General features: G+C 54.3%; 23 protein-coding genes. 18 read left to right on the top strand and 5 right to left on the bottom strand.

Going from position 1 to position 23904, the window contains the following annotated elements; all coding sequences use genetic code 11:
* The first annotated feature begins 2 nt into the window (after nucleotides 1–2).
* From C8P63_RS07340 to C8P63_RS07320, 5 genes are all read left to right on the top strand, one after another.
* Nucleotides 3–1178 (top strand): MGDG synthase family glycosyltransferase, encoded by a 1176-nt coding sequence (locus tag C8P63_RS07340; RefSeq protein WP_108022710.1) that lies wholly within the window; start codon nucleotides 3–5, stop codon nucleotides 1176–1178.
* Nucleotides 1179–1299: 121 nt separating this feature from the next.
* Nucleotides 1300–2559 carry an O-antigen ligase family protein gene (locus C8P63_RS07335; RefSeq protein ID WP_146172136.1) on the top strand — a complete coding sequence of 420 codons (1260 nt, stop codon included), beginning with the start codon at nucleotides 1300–1302 and terminating at the stop codon, nucleotides 2557–2559.
* Between the two features lie 100 nt (nucleotides 2560–2659).
* The gene (yfbR, locus tag C8P63_RS07330; RefSeq protein WP_425437260.1) at nucleotides 2660–3265 is read left to right on the top strand and encodes a 5'-deoxynucleotidase; all 606 of its coding nucleotides are present in this window, start codon (nucleotides 2660–2662) and stop codon (nucleotides 3263–3265) included.
* A gap of 200 nt (nucleotides 3266–3465) precedes the next feature.
* Nucleotides 3466–4086, top strand: a complete 621-nt coding sequence (locus C8P63_RS07325) for a 3D domain-containing protein (protein ID WP_108022704.1) — start codon at nucleotides 3466–3468, stop codon at nucleotides 4084–4086.
* Nucleotides 4087–4241: 155 nt separating this feature from the next.
* Nucleotides 4242–5123 (top strand): DNA-3-methyladenine glycosylase family protein, encoded by an 882-nt coding sequence (locus C8P63_RS07320; RefSeq protein WP_108022702.1) that lies wholly within the window; start codon nucleotides 4242–4244, stop codon nucleotides 5121–5123.
* 9 nt (nucleotides 5124–5132) lie between these two features.
* Here C8P63_RS07320 and C8P63_RS07315 read toward each other — a convergent pair whose 3' ends face one another.
* Complete coding sequence (locus C8P63_RS07315; protein WP_146172135.1) at nucleotides 5133–5363, bottom strand: hypothetical protein; 231 nt, start codon at nucleotides 5361–5363, stop codon at nucleotides 5133–5135.
* Nucleotides 5364–5586: 223 nt separating this feature from the next.
* On the opposite strand from C8P63_RS07315, the gene C8P63_RS19030 reads away from it, so the two are divergent.
* On the top strand, nucleotides 5587–5733 hold the full coding sequence (locus C8P63_RS19030) for a hypothetical protein (RefSeq protein WP_170109546.1): 147 nt from the start codon (nucleotides 5587–5589) through the stop codon (nucleotides 5731–5733).
* A gap of 15 nt (nucleotides 5734–5748) precedes the next feature.
* Here the strand turns inward: C8P63_RS19030 and C8P63_RS07310 are convergent, their stop codons facing one another.
* Nucleotides 5749–6795 (bottom strand): mechanosensitive ion channel family protein, encoded by a 1047-nt coding sequence (locus tag C8P63_RS07310; protein ID WP_108022699.1) that lies wholly within the window; start codon nucleotides 6793–6795, stop codon nucleotides 5749–5751.
* A gap of 414 nt (nucleotides 6796–7209) precedes the next feature.
* Between C8P63_RS07310 and C8P63_RS07305 the strand changes: the two genes are divergently transcribed.
* Together C8P63_RS07305 and mutY are read left to right on the top strand one after the other, a co-directional pair.
* Complete coding sequence (locus C8P63_RS07305; protein WP_146172134.1) at nucleotides 7210–8613, top strand: TolB family protein; 1404 nt, start codon at nucleotides 7210–7212, stop codon at nucleotides 8611–8613.
* Nucleotides 8610–9782: an A/G-specific adenine glycosylase gene (mutY, locus tag C8P63_RS07300; protein WP_245920763.1), complete on the top strand. Its 1173-nt coding sequence runs from the start codon at nucleotides 8610–8612 to the stop codon at nucleotides 9780–9782. The genes C8P63_RS07305 and mutY overlap by 4 nt, the downstream gene beginning before the upstream one ends.
* 190 nt (nucleotides 9783–9972) lie before the next feature.
* Here mutY and C8P63_RS07295 read toward each other — a convergent pair whose 3' ends face one another.
* Nucleotides 9973–10665 carry a hypothetical protein gene (locus tag C8P63_RS07295; RefSeq protein WP_108022697.1) on the bottom strand — a complete coding sequence of 231 codons (693 nt, stop codon included), beginning with the start codon at nucleotides 10663–10665 and terminating at the stop codon, nucleotides 9973–9975.
* Nucleotides 10666–10961: 296 nt separating this feature from the next.
* Between C8P63_RS07295 and C8P63_RS07290 the strand changes: the two genes are divergently transcribed.
* A complete protein-coding gene (locus C8P63_RS07290) occupies nucleotides 10962–13061 on the top strand; it encodes a tetratricopeptide repeat protein (protein ID WP_108022696.1) in 2100 nt (699 codons plus the stop codon).
* A gap of 42 nt (nucleotides 13062–13103) precedes the next feature.
* On the opposite strand, the gene C8P63_RS07285 is transcribed toward C8P63_RS07290, so the two are convergent.
* On the bottom strand, nucleotides 13104–13463 hold the full coding sequence (locus tag C8P63_RS07285) for a hypothetical protein (RefSeq protein WP_146172133.1): 360 nt from the start codon (nucleotides 13461–13463) through the stop codon (nucleotides 13104–13106).
* Here C8P63_RS07285 and uvsE point away from each other — a divergent pair.
* From uvsE to C8P63_RS07265, 4 genes are all read left to right on the top strand, one after another.
* A complete protein-coding gene (gene uvsE / locus C8P63_RS07280) occupies nucleotides 13435–14394 on the top strand; it encodes a UV DNA damage repair endonuclease UvsE (protein WP_108022694.1) in 960 nt (319 codons plus the stop codon). The two genes, C8P63_RS07285 and uvsE, sit on opposite strands and share 29 nt — an antisense overlap.
* Before the next feature lie 717 nt (nucleotides 14395–15111).
* Entirely contained in the window at nucleotides 15112–15804 is a 693-nt protein-coding gene (locus tag C8P63_RS07275) for a hypothetical protein (RefSeq protein ID WP_108022693.1), read from the top strand.
* A gap of 163 nt (nucleotides 15805–15967) precedes the next feature.
* On the top strand, nucleotides 15968–16405 hold the full coding sequence (locus C8P63_RS07270) for a GNAT family N-acetyltransferase (RefSeq protein ID WP_108022692.1): 438 nt from the start codon (nucleotides 15968–15970) through the stop codon (nucleotides 16403–16405).
* A gap of 209 nt (nucleotides 16406–16614) precedes the next feature.
* The gene (locus tag C8P63_RS07265; protein WP_108022691.1) at nucleotides 16615–17919 is read left to right on the top strand and encodes a S8 family peptidase; all 1305 of its coding nucleotides are present in this window, start codon (nucleotides 16615–16617) and stop codon (nucleotides 17917–17919) included.
* Between the two features lie 32 nt (nucleotides 17920–17951).
* Here C8P63_RS07265 and proC read toward each other — a convergent pair whose 3' ends face one another.
* On the bottom strand, nucleotides 17952–18791 hold the full coding sequence (gene proC, locus C8P63_RS07260; protein WP_108022690.1) for a pyrroline-5-carboxylate reductase: 840 nt from the start codon (nucleotides 18789–18791) through the stop codon (nucleotides 17952–17954).
* A 565-nt stretch (nucleotides 18792–19356) separates the two neighbouring features.
* On the opposite strand from proC, the gene C8P63_RS07255 reads away from it, so the two are divergent.
* The 5 genes from C8P63_RS07255 (at nucleotide 19357) to C8P63_RS07235 (ending at nucleotide 23901) form a co-directional block, all read left to right on the top strand.
* The gene (locus C8P63_RS07255) at nucleotides 19357–19899 is read left to right on the top strand and encodes a DUF402 domain-containing protein (protein WP_108022689.1); all 543 of its coding nucleotides are present in this window, start codon (nucleotides 19357–19359) and stop codon (nucleotides 19897–19899) included.
* Nucleotides 19900–19906: 7 nt separating this feature from the next.
* Nucleotides 19907–20434 (top strand): signal peptidase I, encoded by a 528-nt coding sequence (gene lepB, locus C8P63_RS07250; protein WP_108022688.1) that lies wholly within the window; start codon nucleotides 19907–19909, stop codon nucleotides 20432–20434.
* A gap of 257 nt (nucleotides 20435–20691) precedes the next feature.
* Entirely contained in the window at nucleotides 20692–21471 is a 780-nt protein-coding gene (codY, locus tag C8P63_RS07245) for a GTP-sensing pleiotropic transcriptional regulator CodY (RefSeq protein WP_108022687.1), read from the top strand.
* Between the two features lie 160 nt (nucleotides 21472–21631).
* Nucleotides 21632–21919: an NIPSNAP family protein gene (locus tag C8P63_RS07240; RefSeq protein WP_170109545.1), complete on the top strand. Its 288-nt coding sequence runs from the start codon at nucleotides 21632–21634 to the stop codon at nucleotides 21917–21919.
* 203 nt (nucleotides 21920–22122) lie between these two features.
* The gene (locus C8P63_RS07235; RefSeq protein WP_281258691.1) at nucleotides 22123–23901 is read left to right on the top strand and encodes an ABC transporter ATP-binding protein; all 1779 of its coding nucleotides are present in this window, start codon (nucleotides 22123–22125) and stop codon (nucleotides 23899–23901) included.
* Nucleotides 23902–23904 lie beyond the last annotated feature (3 nt).

Here is a 23904-nt window from a genome sequence, read left to right as displayed (position 1 = left end):
GTATGATCAACCAAACTGCCTGGGCGGATGGTCCCGTTGCAGTGGAAACGGGTGACGGGACGCAGACGGAAAACGTACTGATCGTGTCGGAAAATTTCGGTACGGGGCATACCAAGGCCGCCGAAGCACTGGAAAAAGGGATCCGTGAATCAAACGGTCAAATCGGTGTCCATACGGTGGAGCTGGGACGCGAGTTGCGGCCTCAAGTCCATCGGGCGCTGTTGGCTTCTTACCTGGGTATGATTCAGAAGGTCCCGGGTCTGTGGAAAAAAGTTTATGGCCAGCATCATTCCCGCGCGTTCCCGAGGTGGGTGGAATGGTGTCTGTATCAGGCTCTTTATTCCAGTCTGGCTGACTACCTCATGCGCTACCGGCCCCGGTTGGTTGTTTCCACCCATCCATTCGCCAGCTCGGGAGTGGCCCGGCTGATCCGAGAGGGTTTCCCCGTCTCCCTCTGTACCCTCATCACCGACTTTTCCGCCCACGGTTCCTGGATCCACCCGGAAACGGAACGTTACCTGGTGACCCATGCCGGGGTGAAGGACCAGCTGGAGCGGATGGGAGTGGAGGGCGACCGGATTTTCATTACCGGCATCCCCACGGATCCACGGTTCTGGGAATCGCAAAGCCGGGAGGAAGTCCGGAAAAGGATGGGACTTGCGGACATGCCCACCGTCCTGATCCTGGGGGGAGGATTGGGAATCGGGAGGACCGACCGGCTGGTGCGGGCGGCGGCCAAATGGAAGGATCGGATGCAGGTGCTGGTTTGCACGGGCCATAACCGGCGACTGAAAGAAACCCTGGAAAAAGAGGAAGGAATGAATCACCCCCACATCCGGATCACCGGTTACACCCATCGGATGGCCGATTGGATGGACGCAGCGGACCTGATTGTGTCCAAACCCGGGGGAATGACTTGTTCCGAGGCGATCGCCAAGGGAAAGCCTCTTCTGATTTACGGGGCGATACCCGGCCACGAGGAAAACAACAGCCGCTTCATGGTCGAACAAGGATTGGCTGAAGCGGCGGTGGATGATGCGGACCTGGATCTTTGGTTCCGACGATTGTTGTCGAAGGATCCCTGCTTGGACCGGCTCCGTGAACGGATGTTGAACTGGCGGCATCACATTCATCCCTCCCACAGCGTCAATGCTGTCCTGAACCTGTTGACTTCCTGACCGACCGCTTTTCCAATCACATCCTGAGTTTGTGTTTTTTCTATATCTTGTTCTTTTGCCATTGCATGGATATAATGCAAAGGGCAACGTAATTTTCGGTTAAGGGAGTCTGTCAGTGGATATGGACTCGCGCAGAGATGAAATATATAAACGATGGATGCAATTCCTACATATCAACATCCTGATTTCCCCCCTCTTTCCCGTTTTGGTGATGTTGGCACTCGGGATCGCTGTTTTGTTCATCAACAGGGGAAAATGGAATCTATTCGAATGGCCGGAACGGATTTTTCTCGGTTTCGTGATTTGGTCTCTAATCAGTTGGTTTTTTAATCCCTATCTGCTGTTCGGATGGCTTCCCGTCGGCTTTGTTCCCGTTCTGTTTTTCGGCCTTTACTATCTCTTTTCCGTCTGGGTCAAAGAGGTTCTGGACTGGGACTGGCGGAAATTTCAGAGACTTTATCTCCAATTTTGGTTCTTCGGTTTGTATGTGGCTTTCGTCACCGTCTTTCAGCGTGTGGACTGGATCCCGACCGAGAAATCCATCCTTTTTTATTTACTGGGCTTTTATCCGATGCAACAGGCCGAATCGGTTCGAAGTATCGGAACCGCTTCCAACTCCAACCTCGCGGCGGCGATGCTGATTTGCTTGGCCCTGCTCAGCATTTACGCTTCTTCGGTGTTGAAAAAACGGTGGCATCGAATCGGGGCCCTGGCTTCGTTCGTGATTTATTGCGTTGGGATTTGGTGTACCGGTTCCCGCGGAGCGTGGGTGGGACTGGTGATCGGATTGTTGATTCAGGTGTGGATGACCGGAAACCGGAAGCGGACGGTGCTCCTTTTTTTAGGTTTGCTCTTCCTCGGGTTGATCATCTACACCAACAAAACGCTGATTCCCCGGGAGGAGACGTTATTCGCCACGGCGGAGGTCCGCATTTTTGTCTGGCAAAACTCTTTCCGGTTGTTTGAACAAAACTGGCTGACGGGGGTGCTGCCCCTTCATTTCAGTTACCTGTTTGACCAGATGACGGGGAAGTACCTCTTTCATGCCCACAACATTCTTCTGGGAATGGCAGTGGAGTACGGGGGGGTTGGACTGCTGCTTTTCCTCAGCCTGATTGCAGTAACGACTCACCGTGCCCGACGGTGGCGGAAGACGGCCAATCAGAAAGAGGAGAAACGGTTGGCGGGCGCACTGACGTCGATTATTTTTGCCCTGCTCGGTCACGGGATGTACGATTATCCCATTATCGCTCCCCAGATCGGATTGATATTCATGTTGGCCGTGATCGTCATCCACGACCAATATGAAAAGCGGTGCCTTCGTCGCCCGGAATGGTTTTCCCGGCAGGAATCGCAGGTTCCGGAAGCGAACAGACACTAGCTAGAAGCGTTGTGAAAAAGTGATCGGCAGCATTTACCCAAAGCCGCTCCGGCTGCACTCACAGAACGCTTCTGGGTTTTGACTCATTGAGACAACCGAGGTGGGAGACTTGAACTCCTTTTTTGCCAATCTGTTCCGGTTGCGCTTCATCCAACGGTGGAACCTGATGCGTAGCGTGATGCCGGAAAACGTCGCCGAGCACAGTTATCACGTGGCCGTGCTCACCCATGCCCTTTGTACGATCGCGGCAGAAGTTTACGGGAAAAACGTGCCTGTGGAGCGGGCTGTGACCCTCGCCCTGTTTCATGATGCCACGGAAGTGATCACAGGGGACATTCCCAGTCCCGTCAAACACCATAACCCAAGGATATTAAAAGGATTCCGGGAGATAGAAGATCTGGCTGCCGACCGGCTGTGTGACCTGATCCCGCGGGAGTTGAAAAAAAGCTACGCCCCTCTGATCCGGGAGACGGAACCGGAGTTGTACAAATGGGTGAAAGGGGCGGATCTTTTGGACGGGTATTTGAAGTGCCTGACGGAAATGTCCGCCGGAAACCGGGAGTTTGCCATCGCCAAAGAAGATTTGAAAACCCGGTTGGACCGGTTGGAGATGCCGGAGATCGACTATTTCCTGGAACATTTCGCCCCCAGCTTCACCAAAACTCTGGATGAATTATCGGAAGAGGGCCTGACGGAGAACCGTTAAGGCCCTTTTTATTTGGTTGCGAAAGCGCAGGCGGAAGGTCCCGATCCTTCCGGATCGAAGAACGTTCACCTCTGATGAAGTTGGAAGAAGCTGCCCATTTACCTCAACGGGATGAAGCAGGTATAACCTCTTCCGGTTTCGGCCATGATGGATAGCAAATCTAGTAAAAGAAATGAAATCTATCTATGAGGTGATCGTCGATGACTGAGAACCGGTGGTTGGCTGCGGCCCTCTGCCTGGCGGGATTGGGGGCCCTGATTTGGGGAAACGGAGACCGGTTGTCGGAGATGGCGGAAGCCGGTACGAAGTATCAGACCGTCTCCGTGGAAAAAGGGGATACCGTCTACGGGATTGCCCGTGAACACGGAACGGATGTGAATGCCATCGCCCGACTGAATCACCTGGCGGATCCCTCGAAGATCCAGATTGGCCAGGAACTTCGTATTCCGATAAATGAGAGCTCCGGGAAGAAGGGGAAGGAAGGGAATGCGATTCCCGCCATGGCGCGGGGGAAATCCCTTGGTGAATTCACGTTGACCGCGTACACATCGGGACGGGAATCCACGGGGAAATCCCCCGGTGATCCCGGTTACGGAATCACTTCCAGCGGGGCCCGGGTGGAGGAGGGATACACCATTGCGGTGGATCCTGCCGTGATCCCCATCGGTTCCCTGGTGTATATCGAGGGGATCGGATACCGGGTGGCGCAGGATACGGGCAGTGCGATCCAGGGTCAACGGATTGACGTCTATATGGACGAAGTGGATGAAGCCCGCCGTTTCGGGGTGAAAAAAGGGGTCCAGGTGGAACTGGTGGAGTGATGAACCGCAGCCGTCAGGGCTTCGTGGAATAGAGGATGCCGGAAGGCCGGCGGAAGGGAATGCCCCTTTCGTCGGCCTTGTCTTCGTCCTCGCGTTCCGACGGAAAGAAAGGGATGATATAATAGAAACGATTTGCGGGGAAGGAGAATCCGAGGATGACCGAACTGAGATTGGAACCCGCCCAACCCTATTCTTTCGAGCGGACCACCCGACGGTTGCTTCTGTTTGAAAAAACGTTTTACCGTTATCGTGGCGGCTGTTTTTACAGGACGCTGCGACTGGGCCATCGCCCGGTGACGGTGAAGCTGGATTGGGAAGCGGGGGGTGTCCGGGTACGGGTGGAAGAAGACCTGAGCCGTAAGGAACGGGAGCTCCTGGAGCGGTTGGTCCGTCGAATGCTCTCGCTGAATGTGGATCTCCAGCCATTTTACGAACAAATGAAAAAGGAGCCCCGCCTGGCACCCGTGATCAGAGCCAGGGCCGGACTCCATTTCATGTTGGATCCCACCCTATATGAATGCCTGATAAAAACCATCGTCAGCCAGCAGCTGAATCTCTCCTTCGCCGGGACTTTGATCCGGCGTCTGGTGGAGCTTGCGGGGGAAACTCTCGAGTACGGGGATGAACGGCTTCCCGTATTCCCCACCCCGGAGCAGGTGGCCCGCCTGGAATATACGGACCTTCAAAAGCTGCAGTTTAACCGCAGGAAAGCCGAGTACATCATCGATCTCTCCAGGATGATCGCGGATGGAAGATTGGACCTTGAAGCACTTGAACGGCTGCCCGACGAAGAGGTGGTGGAACGTCTGGTTGCCCTGAGGGGAGTGGGCCGTTGGACGGCGGAATGTTTACTGCTGTTCGGCATGGGCCGTCCCAACCTGTTGCCGGCGGCGGATATCGGGCTCCGAAACGCTCTGAAAAAACTGTACGGTCTGGCCCATCAGCCGACGGAAGCCGAGGTGCGGCAATGGGGGGAAGATTGGGCACCTTGGAGGAGTTACGTCACCTTTTATCTGTGGGACTTTCTCAGCGGGTGAACCGGAGATTCAGGCCTGTTCCAGCTCCGATTTGTAGCGGTTCAGGAGTTCCAACGCTCTTTTGGCATCCCGCCGGGGCACCAGCAGTTGATAGGTGGTTATGCTTTTTCCTTGTCGGACTTTCAATTCGCTGGGGATATTCGCCCGCTCCAGGCGGTTCTGCAAGGAATAGATCACTCGCGGTGTACCGTAGGATTGGTGGATGACGGTCATACTCTCCCTGAAAAACATCTTGTTCACCTCTACTCTGCTTTTTCCCTTTTCGCAGAGAACCTATGCCAAATGAATGATTTGGAGACGGAATGAAACCCCTGATAAAAAATATGTGAGCGACCTGGGAAATGTGCCTTTTAACAGAAGCTTTACATCTATGTTACAGCGAAAAGATATTTTTGTAAAATGAAGATCATAATGACAAGGGCTTCAGGTCTTGGTACTAACCGATTCAAGGAGAGTGGCAACCATGTCGAAAAAGCAGAAGAAAAAGCAAAAACGCCAGCCGGTGGATCACACCAAAACGCTGGCGTCGGATATGAAACGGCTGGTCTTTTGGGTGGGAATTTCCCTGGGAGTGACGGCGATCCTGGCCGCCATCATGCGCACCATCTGAGCGCAAGGGAGTTTCTCAGCCGTCTTCTCCTTCTGGAACATCTCCCTTTTCCCGGCTTGGTTCCGTTTCGATCTCCTTCCGCTTTTGTTCTTCCGGCTTCTTTTCGTTCTGCGGAACCACAGGGAAGATGGGCCGGAGATCCTGGGAGGGGACTAGGATTTGTCGCGGGTATGCGATTTCGATTCCTTTTTCATGGAATACGCGGACGATGGTTTTCCGCATTTCCCGTTCCACCATCCAGTATTCTTCCGGAGTGACGACCCCCATGATGGTGTATTCCACACCATCATGCTGGATGTTGGTGACCCCGAAGAGACTGAAAGGCTCGATGACATAAGGGGCCAGCCTCCGGCTTAAGTCTTCGTTGATATCGTGAAGGGTCCGCTGAACCAGTTCCTGATCGGCTTCATAGGGGACGGTCACACCCACCAGAGGCCGCATCCGATCCCGGTTGTAGTTGGTCACCCGGGTGATTTCCCCGTTGGAGACATAATGGAGGCGCTGGCTGAATTCCCGGATCTTGGTGACCCGGAGGCCGATCTCCTCCACGGTGCCTTCGATGTTCCCGTTGATCTGAACGTAATCGCCCAGATCCATTTGGTTGTCAAAGATGATGAAAAAGCCGGAAATCACGTCTTTGACGAGATTCTGGGCGCCGAAACCGACGGCGAGACCGACGATACCGGCTCCCGCGAGGATGGAGGTGACGGGAACGTCCAATTTCTCCAGAACGGCGATGATTGCAATGAAGCAAATGGCATATCGCGCCGTCGATTTAATGAGGCGGTTCAGGGTGGCCCCTTTTTTTTGATGAAACCGGCTGATATTCAGCAGGCGGTCGATCACCCGGTCCACATAACGGAGGGCGATGTAGGCCAGAAGGATAATCAGGGTGATCTGTCCGAGCGGAATCAGAACTTTGTCGACCAAGGGACTCCAAAGCTCGTTTGAGGGGTCCTCGACGACCTTTTCCGCTTTTTTTTGCATTCCTTCCATGTCTGTCATCCATTCGGCTGTCCAGAACCAGGTGGTTGCCAACCGCTGGATTGCAAATAAGCTCATTCTGTCTCACCTTCCGTGCAGAAGTGGTTCAATCGAATCGTTCGTACCCCGTAAGCCGGGAAAACGGTGATTTGACGGGGAAGGACCGGTCGACATCCGATTCCTCCCCATATGAGACGGACGTTCGGGAATGGAAGGTGGCGGATTTGATCCTGCTCCATTATAGCACAGGGAGAGCCGGAGGACCCTCCACAATCCAACCCTCTCCCTTTTCCGAGAGAATGTCCCTCTTTTCGGCGGAGTATCGATCCATCATAACAGACGAACGGCGACGAAAATATATTCAAAGGGCAAAAACTTTTTGATAAACTGAATCCGAAGAGTTTCTTTGAAGCGGAAAAAAAAGGGAGTCGCGACGGTGCGCGAAGTACATTAGGATGGTTTGATTTTGAACGCTTAAGGGGCGTAACGGGGATGTGGAATCTGGGGCGACGGTGGCACGATGAAATGCCGGGGGTTGGAAGAGCCGGATGGACCGGTTGGGATCGCGTCAGAACGGGGTGGGTTTCCATCCTGCTCCTCGGGTTCTTGATCGGTGGATGGATCGGGGTCATCTGGCTTGTCCGTGAAGGTCCCTCCTCTTCAACCGTATTGGAACAAAAGGGATTTCGTGAGGTGGTCCCCTACCTCTTTCAGGGGGATCGGTTTTATTTCAGGGGAAAGACCGATCGGGGGAGCGATTACTATATTTTTGACCTGACCACCGGACGCCTGGTCAAGGAAGACTGGACCCGGCGGTACGGGGACAGCAAAGAGGTGTACCACCTGGGGGAAGGCGTCAAGGTAAGGATCCTGGACAAACAGTCGGGGCGTTCCCTGGTGTTGGAGCGGGACGGAGGGACCACCAAGATCACCGACTCTCTCTCCCTGTCAAAGGAGCCGGTCTCCGTCTCCCCCGCAGGCAATGCCTTTATTTACACCCGGGAATCGGGGGCGGATTTGGATCTGCACCTGTACTCCGTGGAGGACGGACGGGACCGGGTCCTAAGGAAAGGAGTCAACAAGACCGCTGCCACCGGAGCCGACTGGGTGCGCTGGTCCCCGGGAGGCGAGTACTTCCTGATGGCCCGTGCCGTCTATGAAACAAAAGACGCAAAAAAGGTGATGACCCTGGCCGGAAATACCGGTGTCTGGTCCCCGACGGGTGCCCGGCTCGCCTATGTCGCCGGATCCAGGAAGGTGAAAGAGGAGAGTGACGGCGACCGCCCTTCTCTTTTGGGCGACCGTCTGGTTGTGCTGGATATGGAAAGCGGGAAATCGGTCACCTATTATCGCACCGAACCGGATCAGTGGATTGCAGGGCCGGCCGTCTGGGACCCGGAAGGACGGTACCTGGCCTTTCCCACCGGAAAAAAGGTGAAGGGCGATTTGTTTTTCGGGAAGATTCACGTCACCGACGGGAAAATGTTTCATTACGTGGAGAATGAGCAAAACCTGATGCCGACCCGGTTGAATCACCTGACGTTGAGTTCCGGGAGCGACTACCTGTCCTATACCGTCAACGGCATTTTGAAGCTGATCGATCTGAGGAGTCTGGAATCCCGTGTCTACGATGTTTACAGTCAGGTGGAAAATCAGGTGCAGAGCGAGGCCGACTATATCCGGTTTGGTCCGGATGGAGTCTGGCTGGCACGGGAACACGAAATCCTCTATGTGAGTGAGCGGATGGAAAAGAAACAAATCTATCAAACCGACCGATGGATTCATGGTTTTTATCTGTCCGAAAAGCGGAACAAACTGTTGCTTCGCGAAGGAACGGAAAACGGGGAAGTCCTGAAACTCGTCCGTCTCCAACAGAGCCGGGAGGCCCCGGAATGAGACCAACCAACACCACACAGAACGGAACGGGGAGGGTTTCCATGGCATTAAAGGCGGGCGACTCCATTCCAAAACCCGATGGGGAGTGGATCGGGGCCATCCGCAGGCATCTCCTGGATTGGTACGATCAAAACCGGCGGGATCTGCCTTGGCGGAAAAACAAGGATCCCTATCGGATCTGGGTTTCGGAAATCATGTTGCAACAAACCCGCGTGGATACGGTTATTCCGTATTACGAGCGGTTCATGGCCCATTTTCCGACTCTGAAAGCCTTGGCGCAGGCGGATGAAGAGGAAGTCATCAAAGCCTGGGAAGGGTTGGGTTACTATTCACGGGCGAGAAATCTTCATTCCGCGGTGAAAGAAGTAGTGGAACACTACGGGGGTGAAGTGCCCTCCGATCCCGATGCCATCTCCCGTCTGAAAGGAGTGGGTCCTTACACTGCGGGGGCCATTTTGAGTATCGCATTTGACCGGCCGGTACCGGCCGTGGATGGGAACGTGCTCCGCGTTTTGTCCCGGTGGTTTGCCTTGGGGGAGGATATTTCCAAGGTTTCGACCCGGCGCAGGATGGAAGAACTCGACCGGCAGCTCATTCCCGAAGAAAGGGCGGGGGACTTTAATCAGGCGCTGATGGAACTGGGAGCCTTGGTATGCACTCCCCAGTCCCCGACCTGTGACACCTGTCCGGTGCGCGGAGAATGCAGGGCCCGGAAGGAAGGAATTCAGGAGGAGCTGCCTGTCAAGAAAAAGGGGAAACCTCCGGTCCCTGCCCGCGTCACCTTCGGTTGGATCCGGAAGGGAGACCGGGTGCTTCTTCACCGCCGTCCCTCAGAGGGCCTTTTGGCCGGCATGTGGGGACTGCCCACCGTGGATCACCCGCCGGAGGAATCCTCCCCGGGTGAAACCTTAAAACAAACTCTTGCCGATCAGGGCCTGACGGTGGAACTGGGCTCCATTCTCGGAGAAATGGAGCACATCTTCAGCCACCGACGATGGTATGTGACGTTGGTGGAGGCGCTGTGTCTTGGTGATGGAGGATCTCTTCCCGAGGATTGCCGCTGGGTCGAAGAGTCGGAAGTAACGGCCTACGCACTGCCCAACGTCTATCGGAAAGCGGTGAAAATCGCGTCCGAAACTCCGGAAGGGATCCAGGGACGCCTTTTTTAATCCCTGAATCGATCCCTGCTTACTTCCCATGGAGTCCGGGAACAGACAATGATACCGTGGATTATTTTAAGCGGGAGAACTTTCATTGGTCTTTCGGGTCTTCCGCTTTTTCCTGCCGGATCTGCCGGCGTGTGTCAACAAAAAAATCCCCCTTTCAAGGGGGATTCGGGAAACGGTCCAGGGGATGGCTTCAACTCTGTTGGGAGCGGAAGCGGCGGAAGCACAGAAGGGCGGCACCGGTCAACGCGGCCATCAGCCCGGCGAGCATTTGAGCCGGGTGGGAGGTGGAGGTGTCGGGAATTTTGCCACCCTCTTCCCCGGAGGATTTGTCCGTCATTTTTTGTTGTTCTTTGGCATGATGGAGGTAGCTGACCGATTCCGGTTTTTTGTCTTCGGGGGGATCGGTCGGATCCGGCGGGGTTACCAGGTCCTCATCTTCTTCCGGTGCGGAACCGTCCGTTCCGTTGTCATCGGAACCGTCGTTGTTACCACTGTGGTCGCCGCCGTTTTTGTCATCACGGCCGTTGTTGTCATCCCCCTCCCCCGAAAGATCGCCGCCGGGAAGGCCGATGTTATCGTCCCCACCGGGGAGCTCATCCCCATCGTCACCCTTACCAGGGAGTTCCGGGGCCGGCTCTCCCGGTTCGGGTTCTTCCGGATTTTTGGAAGGGTTGCCGGGTTGATTGGGGGAGGGATTGAGGATCGGATCCAACGGGCTTTGAACCGATACCGGGGTCCCGTCCCCGGAGCCGGGATCGACTTCAACGGATAATTCCGGATCTTGCAACGAATCGGACGGGTTGGCGTAAACGGGGCTGGCCACCAGCAGGCCCATCAACGACATGGAGGTGATGGCGGCAAATTTGGCTTTTTTGCTGGGCAAGGCCTTGATTCCTCCCTTACAACATATTCCTGTCCATTATGGCCTTCCGGCCCGTAAAGTGGTATCCGCCATAAGTTTTAATTTAGTCATAATAATAAAATGATCGGTTTTCAAGGAAAGGGGAAGCGTTTACCCAAAATAGCCGGAGCGGCTTTGGGTGGATGCTGCCGCTCACTTTCCACAACGCTTCCCGGTGGTCCGTGGTAAGATGAAAAAGACCCGAGCCTGTGGAAAAAACGTTTTCCGAGTCATAATTTCAGTGAATTCAGTTGATAGGGGATAAGGAGAAGGTGCGGATGATCAAAAAGAGAAAGGATGAATGGATCCGGGGAGTCTTTCGGGTGTTAAAGGTATATCCTTTCGTGGTGGGAACGCTGTACTATGTTCGGCTCGATCCCGGGAAAGCAGGTAACGGGGAGGAAAAAGCGTCCACCCGTTTCATTCATGCCATGGATCTCCGTTGGCTGGATCGGCATACCCGGCCGGAATCGTTTCTCCACCGGGACCCCTCCCCCTTTTTCCCGGTGGAGTCCCTGTTCGTGGAAGACGGGGTTCTGTATCAAGTCTTCGAAAATCTGGAAGGGACCTTGTTGGCCCATCACCTCTACCGTTCGGCTCCCTTGTCCCTGTCCGGGAGTGTTCGCATATTGAAAGCCGTCGCCGCCGGTTTGGCGGAGATGAAGATGGAAGACGGTGTGACGGTGATTCATCCTCAGAATATCTTTCTCACCGGAGACGGGGCCCGCTTCCTCCTGGGGGGGCCGGAGGGGTGTTTGCCCGAACGGGCGGTTGCGAACTCCGGGGCGCTGAATCCGGGGGAGATGAGGGGTTCGGATGAAGCCCGGGAGGTTCACGCCCTGGGCACCTTGGCCTATTTCATGTTGACGGGGACCGGGCCTTCCTCGGCCGAAGGCGGACCTCTTTGCAGGCACCGGAAGAATGTGCCCCTTGAAATCGAGGAATGGATCGAGCGGAGCCTGAGTCCCGATCCCCGGGAACGTCCCGGTTTGGCTGCGTTGATTCAATCTCTGGATGCGCCTGTCCCAGAGACGGACGAGCCGGAGGCTGCCCCGGCAGAAAACGGTCCGAAAGGGATCCGGAACGATCCCTTCGCATCGTGGCTGCACGGGAAGCCGTCCCTGCCGGCCCATCCCCTGACTCCCGGGAGCTGGGAGGGGTGGACAGCGGGTCGTCCTTTCCCGGCCAATGGGGAAAAGGGATCGAGCCCGGCAGAGGGATCGGATGAAAAAGGTCATGACAAATCCCGGGAACTTTCCCCTGGGTTAAAGGTTTGGAGCAAAGTGCCGGGCAAGGGCGGAGATGTTTCGTCGGATCGTCCCCTTGCTCCGGTAAAGAACACAGAGGGAGAGCCCCGGGGATTTTTCCCGCCGCGCCGGACCAAGCGGTTTCTCTGGACGGCGGGTGTGCTGTTGGCTTTGGGGTTGGGAGCGAGTGGTTATTTTTTCACTGAAGGGAGCTTGTTTGCCGATCATGCGGAAGACGCCGCCCGGTATTACGGGGAATCCGTGAGGTTCATGCAGAGCGGGGAGCGCGCACAGGCCTTGGCTAAAGCCAAACAGGCGGTGGAGGCGGATCCTTCCGGGAAGGAATACTGGCTTTACCTCGCCCGGCTGTACGGAGAGAAAGCGGAATACGAGCAGGCAAAAAAGGTCATGCTCCGGGGCGTGAAGAGTGTGCCCGAAGCGGAGATGTATGATGCGCTGGCGGTGTACGCCCTTTATTCCAATGATCTGGACCTCGCAGAGAGATCGGTTCGCAAAGCGGTTTCTCTCGACGCAAAAAACGCGGAATATTATTTTCACCAGAGTAAAATCGAAGCCGCCCGGCAGGATTACGGCGCGGCCGTTCAATCCGTCGAATCGGCGATTCGTCTGTCTCCGGCAGAACCCGTTTATCATTTTTCCCTTGCCGAATATTTGTTGAAAGAAGGGAATTCAAAAAAAGCGGTGGAACATGCCCGCAAGGCCGTTGAATCTGAGCCGAATGAACCGGAATACCGGATCCGTTTGGGACAGGCCCATCTGGCGGAAAGAGAAAGGCACTCAAAGGAAAAGGGACAGGAAAAGAAGGCGGCGAAGTCGGTGGATGCCGCCGTCCGGACCTTGAGAGACGCCATCGAGCTGAATGGCGACAACGCGAAAGCCCATTATTTTCTTTCCATCGCCCTGTACTACCGAGGCGAATACCAAAAAGCCGGGGAGAGTGCCCAAAGAGCCATGGAACTGAAACCAAAAACAGCCGCTTACCACTATCAATTCGGTGTGGTGTTGCAACGGCTCGGCCGGAAACAGGAAGCGGCGGACCATTACAGAAAGGCGTTGGATCTCGATCCCGGCAATATGCGTTATCAGAAAGCGGTGGAACAGATTCGTTGAAACCCCAAATCACCCGCTGAATCCGCGGGTGATTTGGGGTTTTCAAAACGTGAACCGGTGTTCGTTGTAACTCTCCCTGTCGGTTCCGGGGTGGTTTTCATCCTTCGAGTCATGAAGGCCGCCCCTCCGTTCAATTTCTTTGATCACCTGATGGTGGAGGCTGATACCCTGGGCATTCATCAGCGGGGATAACTGGGACATGGCGAAGTGATGATAGGAAAGCTCCTCCATCTCCCACTCCGACACCGGCACACCGGTCAATTCGTCCAGCGTTCTTCCCATGTACATACGGATCACCTCACCCACAGTATGGTTGATCCCCGGGTTTTCATACATCGGGCTTCTTGAGGGCAACCTACGGAGGGTGATCAGGATGTTGGTTCGTTTCGGCTTCGTCGCCATGAGTCTCCACGTGAAAAACGCCTCTCCTTCCAAAACGATGACGAAGAAAACCTTCGAACAGATTGCGGACCGGAAAGCGGCCCTCCAAAAAATTGTGCGGATCGCGAGGGAAAACCTGCATAATACCCAGCGGATCCTCTATCATTGCATAGCCCATGATATCCACTTCTACCGTTTTTCCTCCAGACTGATTCCATTGGCGGGTTTGGAGTCGGTGCGAAAGATCGATTTCGTCAAAGTCCTGGCGAAGGATTTTCAGCCCCTGGGACAATTCGTCCGGGAAAACGGAATTCGAAGCGGGTTTCATCCCGATCATTTCACCGTGCTCAACACCCCCCGAAAGCAGGTGCTCCAGACCTCGGTGGCCGATCTCAGACGTCATGTCAACATGTTGAAGGCGATGGGGTTGGATTCCGCTTACAAATGCAATATCCATGTGGGCGGGGTTTACGGAGACAAAAAAGCCTCCGGGGAGACCTTTAAGAAAAATTTTGCCCGTCTGAAACCGGAGCTTCAGCAATATCTCTGTCTGGAAAACGACGATAAAGCCTTTACGGCGGGGGAGACTCTGGGAATTGCCAAAAGCTGCGGCGTGCCCATGGTGTTGGATATTCATCATCATCGTTGCAATCATGACGGGGAAAGCCTGGAGGAGCTGTGGCCTGAAATCGTCAACACATGGGAGAAGGAAACCTTTCCACCCAAAATTCATGTATCGACTCCCAAAAGTGAAGAAGACTTCCGGAGTCACGCTGACTACGTGGATCCGGACGATCTCCTCCCGTTTATGAAAATGGCCCGGAAGCACTGTGACCGGTTGGATATTATGATCGAGGCAAAAAAGAAAGATGACGCCCTGTTTGAACTGATGAAAGAACTGGACGGGATCCCCGGGGTGGAAAAAGTCAACCAGGCTGCTGTCCGGGTATGACGCTGCACGCAACCCATACCGTTTAAAACCCGTTTGTGGAGGAAAAAATGGTGACAACGAAAGTCAAGAGAGGGGTTGCCCCACCATATAAATATAGGAAGAACAGTTGAATCCAGTACCTTGATGCTGAAAGACACCATTCTCTCTCAGAAGCGTTGTATATATTGTCAGGCTCAGAAGAAGGGAAGCGTTTACCCGAAACAGCGCCTTTGCTGTCCTGCCCGGCGGAGAATCAGCCGGCAAGGGCGTTCAGGGGCAAAAGCTTCTCTGTGTTGCATCCGCAGGCGTTTTGCCCTGCCCGAAGCAGGATGATTCGGAGCGGACCGTGCCTGCATCCCTTAAGGAAGCATAGCGACCCCCGGCGAGACTTGTGCTCTGTGAGTACATAGCGAGACCGGGAGTGAGCGACCCCGGCGAGACTTGTACTCTGTGAGTACATAGCGAGACCGGTAGTGAGCGACCCCCGGCGAGACTTGTGCTCTGTGAGTGCATAGCGAGACCGGGAGTGAGCGACCCCGGCGAGACTTGTACTCTGTGAGTACAACCGGAGCGTCTTCGGGTGAATGCCGCCGCTCCCTTTTTCACAATGTTTTCAGGGAGACCGGGAGCAAAGCACCCACACGGACGGGTACTCTTTTTTGAGTATTCCTTTGGGGTCACATACCCGATTCATGGATGGGAAGAGTCCGAAAGGCGGCAATAAAAAGGGGGGGCAGGATGAAAGGCTACAGGATCTGGGCCCCGTGGTGGATGCGGGCAACGGCGGCGGTAAATCTGGCGGCGGTGATTTTGACGCTGATGTTCTTGACGGGGAAGGGGACGGGTTCCCTGGGCGAACGGATGATGTATATCCACGCGAACAAGACAGTCGTGTTTTGGTCCTGGGGGAGCAATCTGCTGGCGGTGCTGGCGTTGACGGGAGTGTTTGCGGTTCTGACTCGCGTCTTGGATTCCGGTTACCGGCCGGTTCTTCAGATGGCTCTGTTGATCTGGATCATCGGCGCGATGGCGTGGATGTTGCACGACATCATCCAGATGACCTTCATGCCGGCGCTCTCCCAAATGTTTCTGGAGGTGCCTACTGAGCGTATGGCGGGTTACATCATCCAATGGGAGGCGTTGTTGGGAAAGTTGTTGGGGGTGTTCAGCTGCTCCTGCTTTGCGGTCAGTGGTTACATATATACGGCGGTCATGTACCGGACAGATCACTTTTCCAATCGCGTCGCCCTTTATTCCCTGGCGGTGTGGAGTTTTGTACTGCTTTCCTCCCTCGCTTTCCGTTGGTCTGAAAACCTGTTGCCTTGGTTGACCGCATGTTCCCTTCTGCTGACGGTCCCCTGGTCCTGGTTTTTAGCGAAGGAGATCATCCGCAACCGGAAGGAATCCCCTGTGGCAACCGAAAAGGGATAATTTCCCTGAGTGCCGGGATCAGTTTGAAGAAAAAAGCAAAAAACGGGCGAACGAAGATTGTACAGGTCGGAGTAAGCGTTTTCTTTACACAATGATCACAATTGCACAGGCTTCATCTGATCTAGTACACTAATGGCACCATCATCACAGGAGGATTTGCCTTATGATGCTGCGTTCTTTCCAGCTCTCCGACATTCATGCGGTCACTTCCATCTGGCAGCTGACGGCTTCCATGGAAAAGGAACAGGAGACGCTGAAGGTCTTGTCCAAGCAGTTGGCCTATGACCGGGACCTGGTCTTGGTGGCGGAAATCGATGATCGGGTTGTCGGTGCGATTGTGGGAACGATGGAGAAAGATACGGGTTATTTTTACTGTTTGGCGGTTCATCCCGAATATCAGGGGCGCGGGGTGGGGCGCAGTCTTGCTGAAATGCTGGAAGACCGTTTTCGTAGCAAAGGGGTTCGTCAGATTCAGGTGATGGTGGACGAAGGAACGGAGAAACTCTACCCTTTTTATCAGCATCTGGGATACCAGGGGATCCGGTCTTCACAGTCGGAGAAGAACGGACTGCATCATTTTCGGGTATCGGGATCGGTTTGACTTCCATGGGTATCATGCATTTGTATCTTTTTGATCTTATTTTGGAGTCAATTGACAAAACCTTTTGTATATGCAGTCGACTTCCGTACTTCCAAACGGGTACGGATTTTTTTGTTGTTCATTCATAGGGAAAAAGATTCTAAAAATATACATTTTAAAGAAGGGGATTATCCTGTGGATGTCCAAATGTAACGGCAGGAGGTGGTGGCATGGCTAAAGAACAGGGAGCATGGTTTGAACAACCCGGTCGCTTTCTCGATCCCGGTTTGGTCCGGGAACTGAAGCGGCTGAGGGAGATCGGAGCGGATGAGGAGAATGAAGCGGTTCCGGTCATCGTCAGCTTCCACCGCGAAGCGGAAGACTCCAAGCGGGAGGAAGTGCTCAACCTCTGCCGGGACGGGTCGTGCAACACGGTGGATGGGGAATTGAAGCTGTTGGGCGGTTTCCACGGGAAGGTCCGGCCCGGCACCCTCCGGGAACTGTCCGAAAGGGAAGAAGTCCGTCGCATTTACTACGACCGGGAAGTCCGGGCTTTTCTTGACGTGGCACGGAAATCGAGCGGTGTGGCGGATGTGCAGGCCCAAGAGGGTCTGACGGGCAAGAACGTGACCATTGCGGTCATCGATACGGGCGTTTATCCTCATGATGACCTGATGAAACCCGATTCCCGGATCATCGCTTTCGCGGATCTGGTAAACGGAAGAGAAGAACCGTACGACGATCAGGGCCACGGCACCCATTGCGCGGGGGATGCTGCAGGGAACGGCTACCGGTCGGAAGGGTTATACGCAGGACCGGCCGCCGAAGCCAACATCGTCGGTGTCAAAGTGTTGGATGCGAACGGAAGCGGTCAACTGTCCACCGTAATCAAAGGGGTGGAGTGGTGTGTGGAGAATCGGGAGAAATACGGGATCCGAATCCTTTCCCTTTCCCTCGGGGCTCCCGCCTATGAGTCCTACAGGGACGACCCCCTGGCTCAGGCGGCGGAAGTGGCCTGGCATCACGGCATCGTGGTCTGTGCCGCTGCCGGCAACGAAGGTCCCTATCCGGGAACCATCAGTACGCCCGGGTTTGACCCTGTGATCATCACGGTTGGAGCCGCCGATGACCGCAATACCGTGGATCGGGCAGACGATGTAAAAGCCCCTTATTCCAGCCGTGGCCCGACCATTGACCTGTTGGTGAAGCCGGATGTCTATGCCCCCGGCACCCATATCATTTCCCTGTCGGTTCCCGGTTCGCCCATTGAAGAGCAACTTCCTGAAAACATGGTGAATGAACATTACATCAGCCTGTCGGGAACGTCCATGGCGACCCCTTTCTGCGCCGGCGTGGCAGCACTCCTGTTGGAAGCCAACCCGCGGCTCAGCCCCAATGACGTCAAAGCCATCCTGATGCATACCGCCCAGGAGATGGAAGGAGATCAGGCAGGTTATCTGGACGTTCGTCCAGCGGTCTCACTGGCGAAAGAATACCGCAACGTCCAAGAGGCTACCTTGGGAATGAAAAGCTGAAAATGAAAAACCACCCATGAGGGGTGGTTTTTTTAACGGGCGGCGGGGGAGGCGAAGGTGCTTCCCAGTTCTTTGGAGCGTTGTCGTGCCCGCTGTACCGCCAGGATCAGAGATTCCTGAAAGTGGTGCTGTGCCAGCGTTTCCAGGCCGGCCATGGTCGTCCCTCCGGGAGAGGTGACTTTGCGTCGAAGTTCCGCAGGCTCCTCACCGGTTTCCGCCAGCATCCGTGCGGCCCCCATCAATGTCTGCAGCGTGAGCCTCCGGGCGACGGGAGGGGTGAGCCCGGCGGAGATGCCCGCCTGTTCCAGGGCTTCCACCAAATAATAAATGTAAGCGGGCCCGCTCCCGGACAGTCCGGTAACCGCATCCATATCCTTCTCCTCAACCACCACCGTGGTTCCGATGGAGGAAAAGATACGGATGGCTTCCTGCAGGTCCGAATCATCCGCATCTTGCCCTCTGCACAGGGCCGTGGCCGACGCCCCCACCATGCTGGAAGTGTTGGGCATCGCCCGGATCACTGCCGTACGGGCGGGGATCCGCTCTTCGATGAAACGGGTGGAAATCCCGGCGGCGACAGAAATGACGCATTGTCCGGAAGAAAAGCAGGATCCCCACTGCTGAAGGGCTGATCCCATATCGTTCGGTTTCATCGCAAGAATGACCGTGTCCGCGTTATGAATGGCTTCTCTCTTGTTCCTTGGAGAAAGGACACGGTATTTTTCCTCCAGTCTCCGAATCCGCTCCGTGTTTTTAAGGTTGATGACATGAATACGGTCCGCTGTGGTTTGGGTGTTGGATAAAAGGCCGGACAGAATCGCTTCCGCCATGGAACCCGCTCCGAGAAAGAGAATTTGCTTTTGATCTTCCATTTCTTACTCCTCCTTCGCCCTCTTTTTCCAAACACAAAACCCCTCTTCGCCTCAAGGACGAAAGAGGGGTTTTCTTCCGCGGTACCACCTTAGTTGACACAGATGTGTCCAGCTTTGCGGGAGGCTGGATCAGCCTCCTCCTTCGATAACGGGGATGTTCCGTTCCGGCTCTTCGCCGTCCGCATCCGGGGTGGGTTGGGGCGGGCGTTGCCGGCGATCCCTTTCAGCCTGCGGGGTTCGCTCTCTGAACGGACGCCCGGCCTTACTGGCCCCTTCATTGCGTTTGTTACGTTCATGCTTAATTGTGGTTTTTATTATTATGCATACCGCCGGAAACCATGTCAAGTCAGGACTGTTAAAATCGAGGAATCGTGCCCGAAAGGAGTCCTTTGATGACACCTTTTCGCCTTTGGAACCGGGTTTTGAACCTCGAAGCTTTGGGTGGTAAATAAGCGACGGAACCAGGTGGGAGAAAGAGCGCTTCGTATCAATTCTGATTTTTTGTTTATAAATCCTTCTTTTTGGCAATACAGGAAAATGGGTAGAGAGAAAGGATTCGATCCGAATGGTTCAACCGAAAGACCACATCCGGATTATCAGCCGAAAACACGACGGCAGCTTTCACCGCTCCTGGGAACGATCCGTTGTCCTGACTGTCGGATCATCCCTCCGGGTGGCCAACCGGGATGTGAAGGTGACGGAATCCGACGGGAGAACGTGGATTTCCGAAGGGTTGGCCGTTTGCCAGTTTCATAGAAACAAGTGGTTTAATACGATATTATTGTTTTCCCCCGAGGGATCCCACCGATTTTACTGCAACCTGGCTTCCCCCTTTGAGATGGAGGATGGAAACTTGGTTTACATCGATTATGACCTGGATCTTCTGGTGGAACCCGGAGGGAACTTCCGCTGGCTCGATTGGGACGAGTTCTTGAAAAACCGGCGTTTATACGGCTATCCGTCCGATGTGGTGAAAAAAGTGCTGGATGCGGCTTCCGAGTTGGAATATCGTGCGGAAAACGGGAAAGAACCGTTCACCCCCGGGTTTGTGGAAAACAGTTATTATCTCTATCTTTCGTATGCAAACCAAGTTAATGGGGTGAAGTGATGTAAAGATGAAAAGTCGTAAACCCCGTTTTGTATCGTGGGTTCGAACCTTGCTCCTGGCTGTTTCCGCCGCTCTGGTCATCAACCAATTCGGGATGGCGTTTTCCATAGTGAACGGGACTTCCATGGAGCCGACCCTGCAGGACGGAGATCGTCTGTTAATCAACAAGTTCCATTTTATGTTTGAAAAGCCCCAGCGGGGGGACGTGATCACTTTCGAAGATCCTTCACACAGCGGGAAATACCTGGTCAAGCGTGTGGTCGGCATTCCCGGAGACCGCATCGAAATCAAGGGAGGTGAACTTTACCGGAACGGTAAAAGGGTCCGTGAACCTTATATCGACAGCGAAATCGAAGACGGGAAATTCGGTCCGATGATTGTGAAAAAGGGGAATGTGTTTGTCATGGGGGATAACCGTCACCGCTATGCCAGCAGGGATTCGAGGTATCCCAGCGTAGGTCAGGTGCCCGACGATCTGATCGAAGGGAAGGTGGAGTTCATCCTCTGGAGACCGTCCCTGGCTGCTTTTCTCTGACGGAAAGAGGAAGCGATTTCAAATAATACGCAAAAAGTCAAAAACTGTTCACAAATACCGGATGCGCGCGGGAAAAGGTCGTTGCATAATGGGAAAAGTGTGGGGTTTGCCCACCGCTTCACATAATTGACAATGATCTAAGCATCGGATCATACAAAGCGTGTCGAGTGCAGAAATATTTTACACGATCCCGGTGCAATTTGTGAATAGAAAAACAAACCTTTGAATTTGAATTGATTTTAGGGGGGAACAGTATCATGGATCTGTTGAACAAAACCCGACGGATCTCCAAGATCCTGCAAAAAAATGTGGGTCACCATCTGGTGGATTTTGACCAGGTGGCCGAAGCGTTGTGTGACGTGATCGGTGCCAACATTTATGTGGTGAGCCCCGAAGGGGACATCCTCGGACTGGCCATCAACCATGAAATCGAAAACGAACGCATGCAGAAGTATCTCAAAGAGCGGCAATTTCCCGAAGAGTATGCGACCATGCTGATGGATGTGGAAAAAACCTCTTCCAACATCAGTGTCGATGATCCACTGACGGCTTATCCGGTGGAAATGAAAGACATGTTCAAACACGGGTATACCACGCTGGTACCGATCGTGGGCGGTGGGGATCATCTCGGCACCCTCGTTCTGTCCCGGATCAACGAAAAGTTTGTGGATGATGACCTGGTCCTCGCCGAGTACGGCGCGACCGTTGTCGGTATGGAAATTCTCCGGGAACGGGCCGGCAAAATTGAAGAGGAAGCGCGCAGCCGGGCCGTGGTTCAACTGGCCATCAACTCGCTTTCCTTCAGTGAACTGGAGGCCGCGGAACACATCTTCAATGAGCTGGACGGGAACGAAGGCCTGTTGGTCGCCAGCAAAATCGCCGACCGTGTGGGCATTACCCGATCGGTGATCGTGAACGCTCTCCGCAAACTGGAAAGCGCGGGTGTGGTGGAATCCCGCTCTCTCGGGATGAAAGGCACCTATATCAAAATCCTGAACAACAAGCTGCTTCCCGCTCTGGAAAAAGCCCGGAGCTGAAACAGCAGCCTCAAGAAAAGCCGCCAACAGGCGGTTTTTTTTCTTTTCAGGGAATGAAAAAACGGTTTGCATCGGGAATAACATGAATGATGAGCGGTGTTGGATGACGGGATACCGGATGGTGTATCGATTGACTTTGATGGAAGATGGAGGGATATTCGTGTTTTATCGGAAACGGGTTTACCAAATCAGTCCCGAGCAGAAGGAAGCGTTCCGCCGTTACTTTCACCGGGTCCTTTATCCCAACGAAGCCAAGTACGGTGCCAGACTTGTGGGACAGTGGATCAATGGAAGCGGCACAGAGATGACGGTGATTTGGCAATATCTGAACAGAGCCCATTATGAAGGGGTTCAAAAGCACCTCCAAGCAGATCCCCGAGCGATTCATAACGGGAAAGGAAGTCGCAGGCCGTACAAGGAGCTTGACGAAGAGGTGATCAGGGGATAGATATCGAAAAATTGGAGAAATATTTCCGAAGACGGATTTACATAAAAACTTAAGCGACTTCGAAACCGTTATTCGGAGTAAAAGGGATGAACAACATCGTACATTCTTGTTACATCCTTCTTTTTACTCCGAACGCGTATCCTGCCTCTGATATAATTGAGAAGAACGTGATTGAGATTTCATAAGTCTGGAGTTGAAATCGGTTGGGGAGTATTCGTAGATATCTACGGTTTATCCGCCCTTACCGGAAGCAGATTGCCGCCACCATGGGAGTGGGCGTCCTCAAATTCGGCATTCCGTTGCTGTTGCCTCTGATCCTCAAATACGCGGTTGATGATATCCTGCTGGCGGATTTGCCCGCACGGGAAAAGGTGACGGACCTGACCTGGGTGGTAGCCGGTGCGTTATTTATCTTTACGGTGTTACGTCTGCCGATTGAATATTACCGACAGTATTTTGCTCAATGGACAGCCAGTCGCGTGTTGTTCGATGTGCGGGATCGTCTGATGGACCACCTGCAGAAACTGTCACTTCGTTTTTACAATAACCAACGGGTGGGACAAGTGATATCCCGCGTCATCCACGACGTGGAACAGACCAAGGAATTCGTCGTCACCGGAATGATGAACATCTGGCTGGATCTTACCACGTTGTCGATCGCCGTCGGGATCATGCTGTGGATGGATCCTTGGATGACTTTGGTTTCCCTTTCGGTGTTCCCCCTCTATGGGCTGGCTGTCAAATATTTTTATCAGGGTTTGAGGAGGTTGACCCGAGAACGCTCTCAGGCACTGGCTGAGATGCAGGGTCACCTCCATGAACGCATTCAGGGCATTTCCGTGATCCGAGCCTTCAATTTGGAAGAGCATGAACAGGGACAATTTGAACAGAGGAACCGGCATTTTTTGGGGAAGGCGCTGGCACATGCCCGTTGGAATGCCCGGACTTTCGCCGCGGTTAACACGATTACGGACATTGCGCCGATCCTGGTGATTGCCTTCGCCGGGTTCCAGGTGATCCAGGGGGATCTTTCCATCGGTGAGATGACTGCCTTTTACGGTTATCTGCAGCTGATCTATTCCCCGATCCGCCGGCTGGTGAATGCGTCCACCACCCTGACCCAGGCCCTCGCTTCGATGGACCGGGTGTTTGAATTGATGGATGAGTCCTACGATATTGTGGACCGGCCCGGGGCCCGTCCTCTCGAACGTGCACGGGGGGAGATTGCCTTCCGGGACGTGCATTTTGCTTACCAGGAAGGCGGAGAGGAAGTGCTGAAAGGCATCGACCTGGAGATTTCACCGGGACAGACGGTGGCGCTGGTCGGGATGAGCGGAGGGGGGAAATCCTCCCTGGTCTCCTTGGTTCCCCGTTTTTACGATGTGAAGAAGGGCCGTGTGGAGGTGGACGGGGTCGACGTCCGGGATTGGAAGGTGAAAAGCCTTCGGGCCCAAATCGGGATGGTGTTGCAGGATCATATTTTGTTCAGTGGAAGCGTGCAAGAGAACATACGGATGGGAAACCCCCGGGCTTCCATGGATGAAGTGATTGCCGCCGCCAAAGCGGCCAACGCCCATGAATTCATCATGGAGCTTCCTCATGGGTATGACACGGAAATCGGGGAACGGGGAGTGAAGCTCTCCGGTGGGCAAAAACAGCGGGTCGCGATTGCCCGGGTGTTTTTGAAGGATCCGGCGATCCTGATCTTGGACGAAGCCACTTCCGCCCTGGATCTCAAATCGGAACGGTTGATTCAGGAATCGCTCAAACGGTTGACCGTTCAGCGCACCACACTGATGGTCGCTCATCGCTTATCGACGATCACCCATGCGGACCGGATCTGTCTGATCGAAGAAGGGCGGATTGTCGAAAGCGGGACCCATGAGGAGTTGATGGCGCTCGAAGGGAAGTACGCCCGGCTGTTTAACGTACAACATTTGGACAGGTCCGATGCGCCGGCGATCCGTACCGGTGCACCGTGAACC

It is taken from the genome of Melghirimyces profundicolus, assembly GCF_003054245.1.
Classification (GTDB): Bacteria; Bacillota; Bacilli; order Thermoactinomycetales; family DSM-45169; genus Melghirimyces; species Melghirimyces profundicolus.
Note: the sequence above shows the minus strand (reverse complement) of the source record. Positions and strands in the feature narration are given on the sequence as shown.